Raw genomic sequence first — 13,700 nt, 5'->3', positions numbered from 1 at the left:
CAAGATCAATATCAGTGGTCATGTTCATCCGATCAGAACCCGGTCAACCAGCAGCCCACAGAACAGCAGGAACAGATAGGCCAGCGAATACCGGAACGCAAACCGCGCCGGCTTGTCCTTCGTCAGGCTCACCCCTTCCGCATCCTGCTTGTCCATCAGCACCCGGAACGCGCAGAGAATGAACCCCAGATCCAGCAGACTGGTCACAACCGTATAGGTCAGCCCGACTTCATGCACGAAGCTCGGCACCAGCGAAACGGCCGTAAGAATGAACGTGTAGATCAGGATCTGCCACCGCGTATGCCGTGCGCCCTTCACGACCGGCAGCATCGGAATGCCTGCCTTGCCGTAATCCTTGCACGCATAAAGCGACAGCGACCAGAAATGTGGCGGCGTCCACAGGAACACGATCGCAAACATCGCCACCGGCAGCACAGCCATGGAGTTCATGGTCGCAGCCCAGCCGATCATCGGCGGAAACGCGCCCGCAGCCCCACCAATCACGATGTTCTGCGGCGTGCTCCGCTTGAGCCACATCGTGTAGATGACGCTGTAGAAAAAGATCGAGAACGCCAGGATCCCCGCCGCCAGCGCATTCGTCGCCAGCCACAGCACCACCACCGACAGAACCGAGAGCACAACGCCATAAACCAGCGCCGCCTGCTCCGGCATCCGCCCATCGGGAATGGGCCGCACGACCGTCCGCTTCATGATCGCGTCAATATCGCGGTCATACCACATATTGATCGCACCCGCGGCGCCTGCCCCGATGCAGATGCACAGGATGGTAATCAGCCCGATGGGAATGGACGGCCAGCGGGGCGCCACAGCCATGCCAGCGGCACCCGTAAACACCACCAGCGAAATCACACGCGGCTTGAGAAGCGCCAGCCATTCACGCAGGGACGGATCACCATCCTTCCCCGGAACGGAAAAAACCCCCGAAGGGGCTAAAGGTGTCGCCGTATCGCTCATGCCGAGACCCGGGCACGCCCGGTCTCCCTCAACAGGAACAGCCCGACCAGACCAAAGGCCAGCAGACTGATCCCCATAAGAACCTCACCATAGATCATGACGCCCGGCACGATCGAACAGAACGCCCCGACCAGCATCAGCCCGGCATGCAGCCGGCTCATCATCACGGGAATCCGACGGGGGAGAAGCATCTCAACCCAGGCATAGAACCCACCGCAAAGCGCCATGATACCGCCGAACGCCACAGCCGTATGATCGCCCGAATGTCCCGGAAGCCAGTCAGACAGCCATCCCGCCGTGAACAGCAGAATGCTGCCGATCGCCCAGAGCGCGGCACCATCCAGATCCCGCTTCTGCTGCCACACGTCCCGGCACAGCGCACCAATCAGCACCACCGACGGCACGATCTGCGTCACAAAAACAAGGCTGGCCGTCACGCCAGCGGGAAGCGAGCCATACAGCCCGTCCATCCACAGAAGCGGACCACCAATGCCCATGACGCCAAAAACATAAGGCGCCACCGTCCAGGACGCGCCCCCCCTGGACGAGCGCGACAGCAGCGCGGACGCCACCAGTCCCAGAGCAGGCGTCAGCATCAGCGCGGTTTCCGGAAGATGCAGCGTCTCGATCAGGGCCGTGGTCGTAATCCCGTCCATCATGCCGCGCGTCACAACCGCCGCCAGAACCGGCGCCACGAGAACAACGCTGCACGCCGTCGCCAGCAGCGACCAGGCCAGCGGCGACATGTCACGGAAACGACAGGTCCGTCCCTCCAGGCATGTGGTGATCACGTCAATCGCCACAGCCAGAATCCCGACCGACCACAGCAGCAGAGCTACGAACGGCAGAACCGGAAGCAGCACCACGCCGGAAGACAGGAACCCGAACCCGGCCATCGTCAGGCCCCGAAGCACCGTCCGGTCAGTCCCCAGCGCGGACGGCAGAAGCCACTGGCCAAAACCACCAAGCGCGGCAGGGCACATGACGAAGAACGTCATGAGAATACCGTGGCAGAACGCCTGGCCGCTCGTGGGATGTGTCTGAAGAATTGGCAGAGCCAGCGACCCGCCCAGCAGACCGGCAAAAAGTGCCAGCAGAATGAAAGACGTTCCGACTCGGCGGCTGGAACGGGCTGGGGCAGTATCGACGGCCTGATAAGTCATGATCGCGTAGTCGGTCCCTGAACTAGGAATACCGCAGCGAGCGTCGGAATACTCGGCGCCGACACAAGTGCGGAACCAAACGCCGATCAGGCGACCAGGGCTGCTGCGTCGCTTTTACTCTCGCATTGCGGCAATGTCACGAGTGTAAACAGCCCCGCAGGCGGAACCGGCGTCAGCGTGGCGCGACGCAGGTCTTCCGGCGGCAGCAGCGATTCAATCGCAAAATCCGGATGCCAGCCCAGCGAACGCGATGCGCGGGCCATGCCCCGCTCGACCGAAAGACGCAGACCACCCGTCGCCAGGAAGTGGTTGACGAACAGGATATGTCCGCCCGGCTTCACGACACGCTTGAGCTCGGCCAGCAGCCGGTCCGGATGCGGCACGACGGAAGCGACGAACATTGCAACGGCGATATCGAAGCTGTCGTCTTCGAACGTCGTGGCTTCCGCATCCATTTCCAGCAGATCATCCACATTCGTCAGATGATCCTGCAGGACGCGGATGCGCGCACGCTCCAGCATGTCTTCGGAAAGATCGATTCCCGTGATCCGCTTGTCGCGGGAATAGGACGGCAGGGCCAGCCCCGTTCCAACGCCGACTTCCAGAACCCTCTCGCCTGGCAGGGCATTGACCGCAGCCACTGCTCTCTTACGTCCGTACCCCGAAATACCGCCAAAAACAGTATCATAAACGCGGGCCCATCGGCGATAAGCCGTCTTGACGGCTTCCGCGTCCAGTGCCGAACGCGGGGAAAGGGTTGAGGACATGATGATATGCGACCTTCTTTGTCCGCCCGGCCCTCAACAGGCCAGAGCTGTCCGGAACATGTTCAATTGGCACCTTCTTGCCCTCCCGGATATGCATCTGGCAAGACACGCAGTGCGCAAGACGTTTCAAAGCGACACATCGGACAGGCCCGAGGAGGACAACAGTGCTGATCTATTCCCTCGTGGGGCTCACATTCATCATCTGGGCCGGAATCTATTTCCTGTATTTCCGCCAGCAGGTTATCGCCTGGTTCAGCAACCGTTTCGGGAAAGACAACCCCGCCCCCGTCGAGGACAATGCACCCGAAGCCCAGCTTCCGTTCAGTTACACGCCCCCGCCCAAAGACGATAAATCCTGACCGGGCCCCTCAGGCCAGAACACGCCTCTCGATCGCATCCCAGATCAGCCCGGCGCTGTTGATCCCGTCAAAACGGTCCAGCTCCTGCAGACCGGTCGGCGACGTGACGTTGATTTCCGTCAGCCAGTTGCCGATCACGTCGATCCCCGTGAAAATCAGCCCGTGATCGCGCAGATACGGCCCGATCGACTCACAGATTTCCCTATCCCGCGGCGTCAGCTCCACACTCATGGCCCGACCGCCAACATGCATGTTCGACCGCGCCTCACCCGTCGCCGGAACCCGGTTGATCGCGCCAATCGCCTCACCGTCCACCAGAATGATGCGCTTGTCGCCCTGACGCACGGCCGGCTCATAGCGCTGGATCATGAGCGGCTCACGCGAACGCGCAAAATGCATCTCCAGCAGCGCACCGAGGTTCTCATCATCCGGCTTGATCCGGAAAATTCCCGATCCGCCATTGCCGTAAAGCGGCTTGACGATGATGTCCTGATACTTCTCGCGGAACGCCAGGATTTCGCGCGTGTCCCACGTCACGAGCGTCGGCGGCATCAGATGCGGAAAATGCGTCACCAGCAGCTTCTCCGGCGCATTGCGCACAGCCACCGGATCATTCACCACCAGCGACCGCCCCTCGCCCACACCATGCACATGCTCAAGCATGTGTGTGGCCGTGATGTAGCCCATGTCGAACGGCGGGTCCTGACGCATCAGGATCACATCCGTCTGCCCCAGATCCAGCACCTGCTCCTCGCCGAACGTCGCATGATTGCCCCGCTCGCGCCGCACCTCGACGCGCCGTGCCCGGGCCTGCACACGTCCGCCCTTACCCTGTCCCTCGACCAGGCTCAGCGTCGTCACCGGATAGACCCACAGCTCATAGCCGCGCGCCTGCGCCTCAAGCATCATCGCAAACGTGGAGTCACCATCAATATTGACGTACTCCAGAGGATCCATCTGGACAGCAACGCGAAGAGAACGGGACATCGGAAAACTCCGGCAGGGAGAAAGAGGAGTGGTCCAGTCCTCTGTAACCGCACACCCCGGTTTTTCAAAATCCCCCTTCTGCGAAGTTGCCAACCCTGACCGCGCCAAGACGCGCCCCGTGCCAGGTCCTCGTCCTACCCTTCCGCAAAACCGGCAGCGACACCGAATACGCCCTCTTCCGGCGCAGCGATTCCGGGGACTGGCAAGCCATCACAGGCGGGAGTGACGACGGCGAAACATTGCTTCAGGCCACAAAGCGCGAAATGAAGGAAGAAAGTGGCCTCTCTGCAGACACGCTCCCCTTCCCGCTACAGGCCAGCGCCACCATCCCGGTCAGCCATTTCGCTGCCCACGCCACATGGTCACCGCTGCTCTATGCCATCCCTGAACACTGCTTCGCAGCCGATGCCACCGGACAGACCCTGTCTCTCTCGCCTGAGCACACGACCTGCGAATGGTTTTCCTACGAAAACGCGCGCCAGCACCTGATCTGGGACTCCAATCGCACAACCCTGTGGGAGACAACCGAACGTCTGCGCGACGGCATACTCCTGCCCTGAGCTGTTCTGTCCCGAGCGCTCAGTCCGCCGCCACAGCCACCGGATAAACAATCTTCAAAATCTCGATCTCGACCGGCCCACGCGGCGTCTGCAACATCGCCACATCCCCGACCCGCGTCCGCATCAGCGCCCGCGCCACAGGCGACACCAGACTGACCTCCCCCCGCGCCAGATCAGACTCGTCCACACCAAGGATCGTCACCGTATGCTCGACGTCATCCTCGTCCACATACGTCACGGTCGCCCCGAAAAACACACGGTCCCGCGTCGTCTGGGCCGCAGGATCCACGATCACCGCATTCTCCAACCGCTTGCCCAGAAACCGCATGCGCCGGTCAATTTCCCGCAACCGGCGCTTGCCATACTGGTAATCCGCATTCTCCGAACGATCGCCATTCCCCGCCGCCCAGGACACGATCTCCACAATCCGCGGCCGCTCCTTCTGCGCCAGTTCCTTCAACTCGGCGCGCATGACGGCCGCCCCCTTCGGCGACAGATAATGCGACAGCGGCGTCTTCTCAGCCATGCGCCCGACCTGCCCCCACCGAAGAAACCAGCAACGAAAAACCCATGTTCAGATCCTGAAAAAACCAGCAACGTCCAAAAATCGAAAAGACCGTATGGCCCGGATCAACGCCCCCGGCCACGCTTCTTCTTCGCCGGATCGTAGCCGCCCCCACCCGGTCCCAGCGGCACAGGCGTTTTCGGAGCCTTCCGCGCGCCCGGCCGCCCAGCGGTCGAGTTCGCAATCGGCGGCGGCTCCAGCCCCATATCGATCGCTTCCAGACGTTTGACCTCGTCGCGCAGCCGCGCCGCCTGCTCGAAGTCGAGATTGGCCGCAGCCTCCCGCATCCGCTTTTCCAGCTCCTGGATCGTCGCCGGCAGGGACTTGCCAACAAACTGCTCCGTATCGCCAGACCCGTCCGGCGCCACCGTCACATAATCCTGCTCGAACACCGAAGACAGCGCATCGCCAATCTTCGAGCGCACCGTCATCGGCGTAATCCCGTGCGCCTCGTTCCATTCCGTCTGCTTGGCCCGACGCCGCGCCGTTTCCTCGATTGCGTATTTCAGACTGTCCGTCATCTTGTCCGCATAAAGCAGCACACGCCCATCGACATTACGCGCCGCACGTCCGATCGTCTGGATCAGCGACGTCCTGGAGCGCAGGAACCCTTCCTTGTCCGCATCGAGAATCGCCACGACCGAACATTCCGGAATATCCAGCCCCTCACGCAGTAGGTTGATCCCGACCAGCACATCAAACGCCCCAAGGCGCAGATCGCGGATGATCTCGATCCGCTCCAGCGTATCCACATCCGAATGCAGATACCGGACCTTGACGCCCGCCTCCCCGAGATAATCCGTCAGATCCTCGGCCATCCGCTTGGTCAGCGTCGTGACCAGAACACGCCCGCCCTTGCTGATCGCCTCGCGACATTCATGCAGCAGATCATCGACCTGCCCTTCGACCGGGCGCACATCCGTCACCGGATCAATCAGCCCCGTCGGACGAATGATCTGCTCGGCAAACACACCGCCCGTCTGCTCCATTTCCCAGGGACCCGGCGTCGCCGAGACGAAGATCGACTGCGGCCGGAACGCATTCCATTCCCCGAACGCCAGCGGACGGTTGTCGATGCAGGACGGCAGACGGAACCCGTAATCCGACAGCACACTTTTGCGCGCCCTGTCCCCACGCTCCATCCCGCCAATCTGCGGCACCGTGACATGACTTTCATCGACGATCAGCAGCGCATCTTCCGGCAGATATTCGAACAGAGTCGGCGGCGGATCACCCGGCCCACGCCCGGACAGATAGCGCGAGTAGTTCTCGATCCCCTTGCACGCGCCGGTCGTCTCGATCATTTCCAGATCGAACGTGGTCCGCTGCGACAGACGCTCCGCCTCCAGCAGCTTCCCCTCTTCGGTAAACTGCGCCAGACGCTGCCGAAGCTCGTTCTTGATCCCGATCATCGCCTGATTGAGCGTCGGCCGCGGCGTCACGTAATGCGAGTTCGCATAGACGCTGATTTCCGCCAGATCTGCCGTCTTGTTCCCCGTCAGCGGGTCGAACTCCACGATCTGGTCGATCTCATCGCCAAACAGCGACACCCGCCAGGCCCGGTCCTCGTTCTGCACCGGGAAAATATCGATCTGCTCGCCCCGAACCCGGAACGTCCCGCGCTCGAACGCCGCATCATTGCGCCGGTACTGCAACTCCACCAGCGCCTTGATCAGCCGGTCGCGGTCAATCGACCCGCCAACCTCAAGCCGCACCACCATCTTCGAATACGTCTCAACCGACCCGATACCGTAAATGCACGATACGGACGCCACGATGATAACGTCGTTGCGCTCCAGCAGCGCCTGCGTGGCGGCATGGCGCATCCGGTCGATCTGCTCGTTGATCTGGCTGTCCTTCTCGATATACGTGTCCGACCGCGGCACATACGCCTCCGGCTGGTAGTAATCGTAGTAGGACACGAAATACTCGACCGCATTATCCGGGAAGAACTGCTTCATCTCCCCATAAAGCTGCGCTGCCAGCGTCTTGTTCGGCGCAAGAATAAGCGTCGGCTTCTGCGTCGCCTCGATCACCTTCGCCATGCTGAACGTCTTGCCCGAGCCCGTAACGCCAAGCAGGACCTGATCCCGCTCGCCACCTTCGACGCCCTGCACAAGCTCCGCAATCGCCGTCGGCTGATCGCCCGCCGGCTCGTAATCCGATTTGACAACGAATTTGCGCGTCTTCGCCTTCGCAGGCTGCCGCTCCGGCAGGAACTGGGTCAACGGCATTGCGGTCGCATTACGGACGGACGAGGATTCTTTTATGGCCATCATGCCAAGATGGGAAAGCGCATCACGGACAGCAAGAGCCTTCCCCACCCTCTTGCGTAAAGACAGCATTCCACCTGCGTATCTTTATGACAATTTATTGCTGAAAGGGATGGAGAGACTCGTTCCCCGGGGGTATCAACACTCCCGTATCTTTGAAGGAAGAACCGTCATGGACGTCCAGACGATCGAGCAGACCTACAACCAGCTCCAGCAACAGGCCCAGCAGTCCGCCCAGGCCCTTCAGGCCCTGGGGTCCAAGATGCAGGCCGCCGCCCAGGGTGGCGACATGCAGGCCCGCGAATGGTCCCTCGACCTGCGCGAACTCGCCCTCGCCTTCCAGGCCGAACAGCAGCAGGTCACAAACCTCCTGCAACAGCTCCACGCCGCCCTCGCCAACGCCCAGCAGGATTACGGCAGCCAGACCACCTATCAGGCCCCGACCCAGCAGGCCCCCGTCCAGCCGGTACCGGACAACAATTTCGTCTCGAACATCCTCAATTCCGGCTTCGCCCGCTCCGTCGAAGCCGGCGCCGGCTTCAGCATCGGCAACGACCTGATCAAGGAAATCTTCTGATCGCTCCAGAGGCCCGGCACCCGTCCGGGCCCCGGGCATTTGCGTCAAAACATATCACACACATATTGTGATATCATGTTGATGATTATGTTATATGTGCTCCTATAAACGTTACGTTTAACACAAGCACAGACATGCCATGCATCGTCCTGATCAATCCGGATCCAAGGATTTCAGTCCGATGCTTTTCAGATCACCTCATCTCCCCTGCAGAACGGCACAGAGCCCGTCGCGCCAGACGCCTCCCTGCGCAGGAGGCCTGCCCAAATGAACAGCGGCCCCCGCACGCTCTCCATGATCATCGGGATTCTGGGCGCCCTCATGGCCGCCTTCCTGATCATCGAAGGCCTCCACCTCATCATCCTCGGCGGCTCGTGGTTCTACACCCTCGCCGGCATCGCGCTGGCGGCCAGCAGCGTCTACATGATCCGTCGCAACATCCTCTCGACATGGATCGCCCTCGGCCTGCTTGTAGCAACAGCCCTGTGGTCGCTCGCCGAAGTCGGCACCAGCTTCTGGCCCAGCTTCTCCCGCCTGATCGTGTTCCTGTGCGTCGCCCTGATCGCGACTCTCATGGCGCCCTGGCTCAGCGGCCCCGGCCGGCGCTACTTCACCCGCCCCGTCACAGGGGCCACCTCCGGCGCACTCGGCGCCATCATCGTGGCTTTCCTCGCCGGCATGTTCCGGGTCCACCCGACCATCGCCCCGCAGGACACCACCCACCCGCAGGAAACCGCGTCCACCGCCGACTCCGACCAGCCCGGCCATGACTGGCCCGCCTATGGCCGCACAGCTTCCGGCACGCGCTACGCCAGCTTCACACAGATCAACCGCGACAATGTCAGCAAGCTCCGCGTCGCCTGGACCTACCGCACCGGCGACATGGCGCTGAACGGCGCCGAATTCCAGGGCACCCCCATCAAGATCGGCGATACGGTCTATATCTGCTCACCCCACAACATCGTCTCGGCCCTCGACCCCGACACCGGCACGGAAAAGTGGAAGTTCGACCCCCACGCCCAGACGAAAGTCTGGCAGCGCTGCCGCGGCGTCGGCTACTGGCATGACAGCACAGCCACGGACGCCAACGCGCCCTGCGCCTCGCGCATCGTCCTCACCACGATCGACGCCCGCCTCATCACCATCGACGCCCGCACCGGCCAGGCCTGCACGGATTTCGGAACGAACGGCAACGTCAATCTCCTGACCGGCCTCGGCCCGACAGCCCCCGGCTCCTACTACCCGACCGCCGCCCCCCTCGTGGCGGGTGACATCGTGGTCGTCGGCGGCCGCATCGCCGATAACGAGCGCACAGGCGAGCCTTCCGGCGTCGTCCGCGGCTACGACGTCCGCACCGGCGCACAGGTCTGGGCCTGGGACGCCACCAACCCGCATCGCGGCACCACACCACTGGCCGAAGGCGAGATCTACCCCGCCGAAACCCCCAACATGTGGGGCACCGCCAGCTACGACCCGAAACTCAACCTCGTCTTCTTCCCGCTCGGCAACCAGACCCCCGATTTCTGGGGCGGCGACCGCAGCAAGGCCTCGGATGAATACAACGACGCCTTCGTCGCCGTGGACGCCAAAACCGGCGACGAACGCTGGCACTTCCGCACCGCCAACCACGATCTCGTGGACTACGATGCCACGGCCCAGCCCATCCTCTACGACATTCCGGACGGCCATGGCGGCACCCGCCCGGCGATCATCGCCATGACCAAGCGCGGCCAGATCTTCGTGCTCGACCGCCGCGACGGCACCCCGATCGTCCCCGTGGAAATGCGCAAAGTCCCCCAGGACGGCGCACCGGAACACCAGTACCTCGCCCCCGAACAGCCCTATTCCGCCCTCTCCATCGGAACAGAGCGCCTGAAACCCAGCGATATGTGGGGCGGCACGATCTTCGACCAGCTCCTGTGCCGCATCCAGTTCGCCTCCTACCGCTATGAAGGCGAGTTCACCCCCGTCAACGAGAAGCAGGCCACCATCATCTATCCGGGCTATTACGGCGGCATCAACTGGGGCGGCGGCGCCGTGGATGAAAGCACCGGAACGCTGCTGGTCAACGACATCCGCATGGCCCAGTGGGGCAAGTTCATGAAGCAAGAAGAAGCCCGCCGCAGCGGCTTCAAACCCAGCTCGGAAGGCGAATATTCCGAACAGAAAGGCACCCCCTGGGGCGTCGTCCGCTCGATGTTCTTCTCCCCCGCCGGTCTCCCCTGCGTGAAACCGCCCTATGGCACGATGAACGCCATCGACCTGCGCAGCGGCAAGGTCAAATGGAGCATGCCGCTTGGCACGATCCAGGACATGCCGGTCCACGGCATGGTCCCCGGCCTCGCCATCCCGCTCGGAATGCCGACCATGAGCGGCCCGCTGGCCACCCATACCGGCCTGGTCTTCTTCTCCGGCACGCTCGACAACTATGTCCGCGCGCTCAACACCGACACCGGCGAAGTCGTCTGGAAAGCCCGTCTCCCCGTCGCCTCACAGGCCGCTCCGATGAGCTACATGTCCGACAAGACCGGCAAACAGTACATCGTCGTCACCGCAGGCGGCCTGACCCGCTCCGGCGTCGACAAAAACCGCGGCGACTACGTCATCGCCTACGCCCTGCCCTCCGAAGAATAAGAGCGCAGAACCAGGAAAAGGGGCGCTTCCTTTGTGGGAAGCGCCCCTTTTTTCATGACCTCCACCGAACCCGACAGGCACTTCTGCGCACATCCGGCGCGCTTCGATCCCAACGCTCCCAGAACTCAAAATATAATTCTTGAGAGACAATTGGTTACTTAAGAAACGAAATATGTATCCAAACAATTCAAAACGAATTCACAAAGAAACACGGAAGTATATTTTATTTCGTCATCAAACTGTAATAACAAAACCAAATCGTCCGTGATAACTGCGTCTCCGGAAAGCGCTCATACAGAGCCATCATAACCCGGCATCTTCCAAGGATTTACCACGACGATGAGATCTCGTTACTGTCTCTGCGCCACGACCGCTCTGGCCCTAAGCGTTTCCGCCGCTTTCGCCCAGTCTGACGTCGCGCCAAAGTCCAAGAGCCACCGTCACACACAAACCCATAAATCCGCCGCAACGAAGGAAGATAGCCCGTCCATGATGGGCTCCACCTCGCCAACAGATGAAGCCAGATCCGAAACCGTCCGCGTCCAGGGCAGCCGCCGGTCCTCGCCAGGCGCAGGTCTGATGGTCCACGAAGATGCGGCAAAATCCCGCTCGACCGTGACACAGGAGTTCATTTCCAAGCAGACGCCGGGCGTCAACCCGATGCAGCTCATTGCAATGCTGCCAGGTGTGAACACCACCTCCGTCGATCCTCTCGGCCTCAATGGCGGCAACATGACCATGCGCGGCCTGAATGCCAGCCAGATCGGCTTCACGCTGGAAGGTTTCCCGATCAACGACATCGGAAACTACGCCGTCTATCCGCAGGAAATCGTAGACTCCGAGAACCTCCGCTCCATCAATGTCGAGCAGGGCTCCGCAGATCTGGACAGCCCGCATATCAGCGCATCCGGCGGTGCCGTGAACATGTATCTGCTCGATCCGAAGGACCACTTCGGCGGCCATCTGGATGGAACATACGGCAGTTACAATTCCCGTCGCATTTTCGGACGCATGGACACCGGAAAAATCGGCAACACCAACCTCAAGGGCTACGTATCCTTCTCCGCAGCCCATGAAGATTCATGGCGTGGCCCCGGCTCCCAGCGAAAGCTGCACGGCGAAACGAAATGGGTCAATGAATGGGGTCAGGGCAACCGGATTTCCCTCGCAATCGTCGGCAACCAGAGCAACAGCACCCTCTTCCCGTCCATGTCGCTGGCAAACTGGAAGAAATACGGCGTCAACTATACCTATACCGGCAAGTGGAACCCCAGCAGCCCCAGCACCAATTACTACAAGCTGCACCAGAACCCCTTTACCAACATCTATGCCAGCGCCCCTTCGACATTCACACTGACCGACCACCTGACCCTCACGGAAACACCGTATTTCTGGTACGGCAACGGTAACGGCGGCGGCGCCTACAGCGAAAGCCTGTCCAGCCAGCAGTACGGGGCTCAAACGCTCTCTGCTTCCATCGGACAGTATAATTCATCCAATACGAAGAGCCTTCTGGTCTACAATCCCTCCAACACACAGACCTATCGCCCCGGCGCCGTCACCAAACTGGCCCTGCATACGGGTGCAAACCGCCTGATGATCGGATACTGGTTCGAGTATTCCAAGCAGCTCCAGACCAGCCCCTACAGCCTCGTCAACATGGCAACAGGCACCCCGCTGGACGTCTATGGCGGCGGGACGAACATGGTCCTCTCCAACGGCGTCACGGCTGAATATCGCGACACCCTCACCCAGACCCGTATCCACACGCTGTTCATCGATGACAGCCTCTCGCTGCTGAATAATCATCTGACGCTCGAGGCCGGACTGAAATACGCGATGGTCGCCAGACAGGGTCACAACTTCCTGCCGGACACCTCCACCGGCCCCTATATCAACGGAAGCTGGAACGAGCCTCTCCCCGCCGCATCCATCCGCTACAAGCTGAACAACGAAATCCAGCTCTTCGCATCGGGAACAACCAATTTCCGTATCCCGATGAACACGGCGCTCTACGATTCCGGCACATACACGTCCGGCTCAGGCTACAGCACCAAGGCCAACACCAACATGAAACCGGAAATCTCGATTTCCGAAGAAGCAGGCATCCGCTATCAGGGCGCGCTCTTCAATGGAACACTGAGCTATTTCCACTACAATTTCACCAACCGTCTCTATTCCGAGACCGTTGTACAGTCTAACGGGGCCTACTATTCCACGAGCGTCAACGGCGGTAACTCCCACGCCGATGGCGTCGATTTCGAAATCGGAACACGCCCCATCCTGTACCACCTCCGCCCCTATATTTCCGCGGAATATATTGACGCCCGAACCGACAGCAACGTCGCTGCTGGCGGCAGCACCAATGATTATGTCCACAGTAAAGGAAAGTTCGCTCCCCAGACCGCAAAGGTTCAGGTGGCTTTCAACCTGGATTATGACGACGGCGCGTTCTTCAGCGGTTTCGGACTGAAATATGTCGGCAAGCAGTACGCCACCTTCAATAATGATACGTCCATCCCGGGCTATGTCACGATGGATGTCCATGCAGGCTACCGCTTCCGGAACTATGGCGTCCTGAAGAACCCTGTTCTCAAGCTCAACATCCAGAACATCACGAACAATCACTATCTTGGCTTCGTGAACGGAACTGCCTCAAACGGCAAAGCAACAACCGGCGTCTTCGGCTCCGCAATCGTCGCAGGAAGCACGACTTATTACGTCGCTTCACCTTTCTTCGTCGGCGGCAGCGCAAGCGTGGATTTCTGAAGGCTTCGTGGCGGATCACGCGCCACCCCAAGCCATGACCAAAAAAAGGGGCGCTTCCCGCAACGGAAGCG

11 protein-coding genes are annotated in these 13,700 nt (G+C 61.0%); 5 read left to right on the top strand and 6 right to left on the bottom strand.

The window, feature by feature from the left end; all coding sequences use genetic code 11:
• Window positions 1–24: 24 nt before the first annotated feature.
• From GLS_RS10015 to GLS_RS10005, 3 genes are all read right to left on the bottom strand, one after another.
• The gene (locus tag GLS_RS10015) at window positions 25–975 is read right to left on the bottom strand and encodes a heme o synthase (protein ID WP_041112112.1); all 951 of its coding nucleotides are present in this window, start codon (window positions 973–975) and stop codon (window positions 25–27) included.
• Complete coding sequence (locus tag GLS_RS10010; protein ID WP_041112111.1) at window positions 972–2,138, bottom strand: cbb3-type cytochrome c oxidase subunit I; 1,167 nt, start codon at window positions 2,136–2,138, stop codon at window positions 972–974. Before GLS_RS10010 ends, GLS_RS10015 begins: the two co-directional genes overlap by 4 nt.
• 86 nt (window positions 2,139–2,224) lie before the next feature.
• Window positions 2,225–2,905: a class I SAM-dependent methyltransferase gene (locus GLS_RS10005; RefSeq protein WP_011253381.1), complete on the bottom strand. Its 681-nt coding sequence runs from the start codon at window positions 2,903–2,905 to the stop codon at window positions 2,225–2,227.
• Window positions 2,906–3,069: 164 nt separating this feature from the next.
• Here GLS_RS10005 and GLS_RS10000 point away from each other — a divergent pair, with 164 nt between their 5' ends.
• Complete coding sequence (locus GLS_RS10000; RefSeq protein WP_041112110.1) at window positions 3,070–3,264, top strand: hypothetical protein; 195 nt, start codon at window positions 3,070–3,072, stop codon at window positions 3,262–3,264.
• A 9-nt stretch (window positions 3,265–3,273) separates the two neighbouring features.
• Here GLS_RS10000 and gshB read toward each other — a convergent pair whose 3' ends face one another.
• A complete protein-coding gene (gshB, locus tag GLS_RS09995; RefSeq protein WP_041112109.1) occupies window positions 3,274–4,251 on the bottom strand; it encodes a glutathione synthase in 978 nt (325 codons plus the stop codon).
• Between the two features lie 86 nt (window positions 4,252–4,337).
• Here gshB and GLS_RS09990 point away from each other — a divergent pair, with 86 nt between their 5' ends.
• A complete protein-coding gene (locus GLS_RS09990; protein ID WP_080691950.1) occupies window positions 4,338–4,811 on the top strand; it encodes an NUDIX hydrolase in 474 nt (157 codons plus the stop codon).
• A 19-nt stretch (window positions 4,812–4,830) separates the two neighbouring features.
• On the opposite strand, the gene greB is transcribed toward GLS_RS09990, so the two are convergent.
• A complete protein-coding gene (gene greB / locus GLS_RS09985) occupies window positions 4,831–5,337 on the bottom strand; it encodes a transcription elongation factor GreB (protein WP_041112108.1) in 507 nt (168 codons plus the stop codon).
• A gap of 104 nt (window positions 5,338–5,441) precedes the next feature.
• Entirely contained in the window at window positions 5,442–7,655 is a 2,214-nt protein-coding gene (uvrB, locus tag GLS_RS09980; protein WP_052327658.1) for an excinuclease ABC subunit UvrB, read from the bottom strand.
• A gap of 166 nt (window positions 7,656–7,821) precedes the next feature.
• On the opposite strand from uvrB, the gene GLS_RS09975 reads away from it, so the two are divergent.
• From GLS_RS09975 to GLS_RS09965, 3 genes are all read left to right on the top strand, one after another.
• Window positions 7,822–8,226 (top strand): hypothetical protein, encoded by a 405-nt coding sequence (locus GLS_RS09975; protein WP_024717091.1) that lies wholly within the window; start codon window positions 7,822–7,824, stop codon window positions 8,224–8,226.
• A gap of 267 nt (window positions 8,227–8,493) precedes the next feature.
• Window positions 8,494–10,860, top strand: coding sequence for a glucose/quinate/shikimate family membrane-bound PQQ-dependent dehydrogenase (locus GLS_RS09970; protein WP_041112107.1), 2,367 nt, complete (start codon window positions 8,494–8,496; stop codon window positions 10,858–10,860).
• Window positions 10,861–11,199: 339 nt separating this feature from the next.
• Window positions 11,200–13,629: a TonB-dependent receptor gene (locus GLS_RS09965; RefSeq protein ID WP_041112106.1), complete on the top strand. Its 2,430-nt coding sequence runs from the start codon at window positions 11,200–11,202 to the stop codon at window positions 13,627–13,629.
• The last annotated feature ends 71 nt before the right edge of the window (window positions 13,630–13,700 follow it).

The organism is Gluconobacter oxydans DSM 3504 (assembly GCF_000583855.1).
In the GTDB taxonomy this organism is placed as follows: Bacteria; Pseudomonadota; Alphaproteobacteria; order Acetobacterales; family Acetobacteraceae; genus Gluconobacter; species Gluconobacter oxydans.
This window is presented reverse-complemented; position numbering and strand designations above follow the sequence as displayed.

Coding starts and splice junctions, on each gene's coding strand:
- GLS_RS10015 (WP_041112112.1), bottom strand. CDS start 975: ATGAGCGATACGGCGACACCTTTAGCCCCTTCGGGGGTTTTTTCCGTT.
- GLS_RS10010 (WP_041112111.1), bottom strand. CDS start 2,138: ATGACTTATCAGGCCGTCGATACTGCCCCAGCCCGTTCCAGCCGCCGA.
- GLS_RS10005 (WP_011253381.1), bottom strand. CDS start 2,905: ATGTCCTCAACCCTTTCCCCGCGTTCGGCACTGGACGCGGAAGCCGTC.
- gshB (WP_041112109.1), bottom strand. CDS start 4,251: ATGTCCCGTTCTCTTCGCGTTGCTGTCCAGATGGATCCTCTGGAGTAC.
- greB (WP_041112108.1), bottom strand. CDS start 5,337: ATGGCTGAGAAGACGCCGCTGTCGCATTATCTGTCGCCGAAGGGGGCG.
- uvrB (WP_052327658.1), bottom strand. CDS start 7,655: ATGATGGCCATAAAAGAATCCTCGTCCGTCCGTAATGCGACCGCAATG.
- GLS_RS09975 (WP_024717091.1), top strand. CDS start 7,822: ATGGACGTCCAGACGATCGAGCAGACCTACAACCAGCTCCAGCAACAG.
- GLS_RS09970 (WP_041112107.1), top strand. CDS start 8,494: ATGAACAGCGGCCCCCGCACGCTCTCCATGATCATCGGGATTCTGGGC.
- GLS_RS09965 (WP_041112106.1), top strand. CDS start 11,200: ATGAGATCTCGTTACTGTCTCTGCGCCACGACCGCTCTGGCCCTAAGC.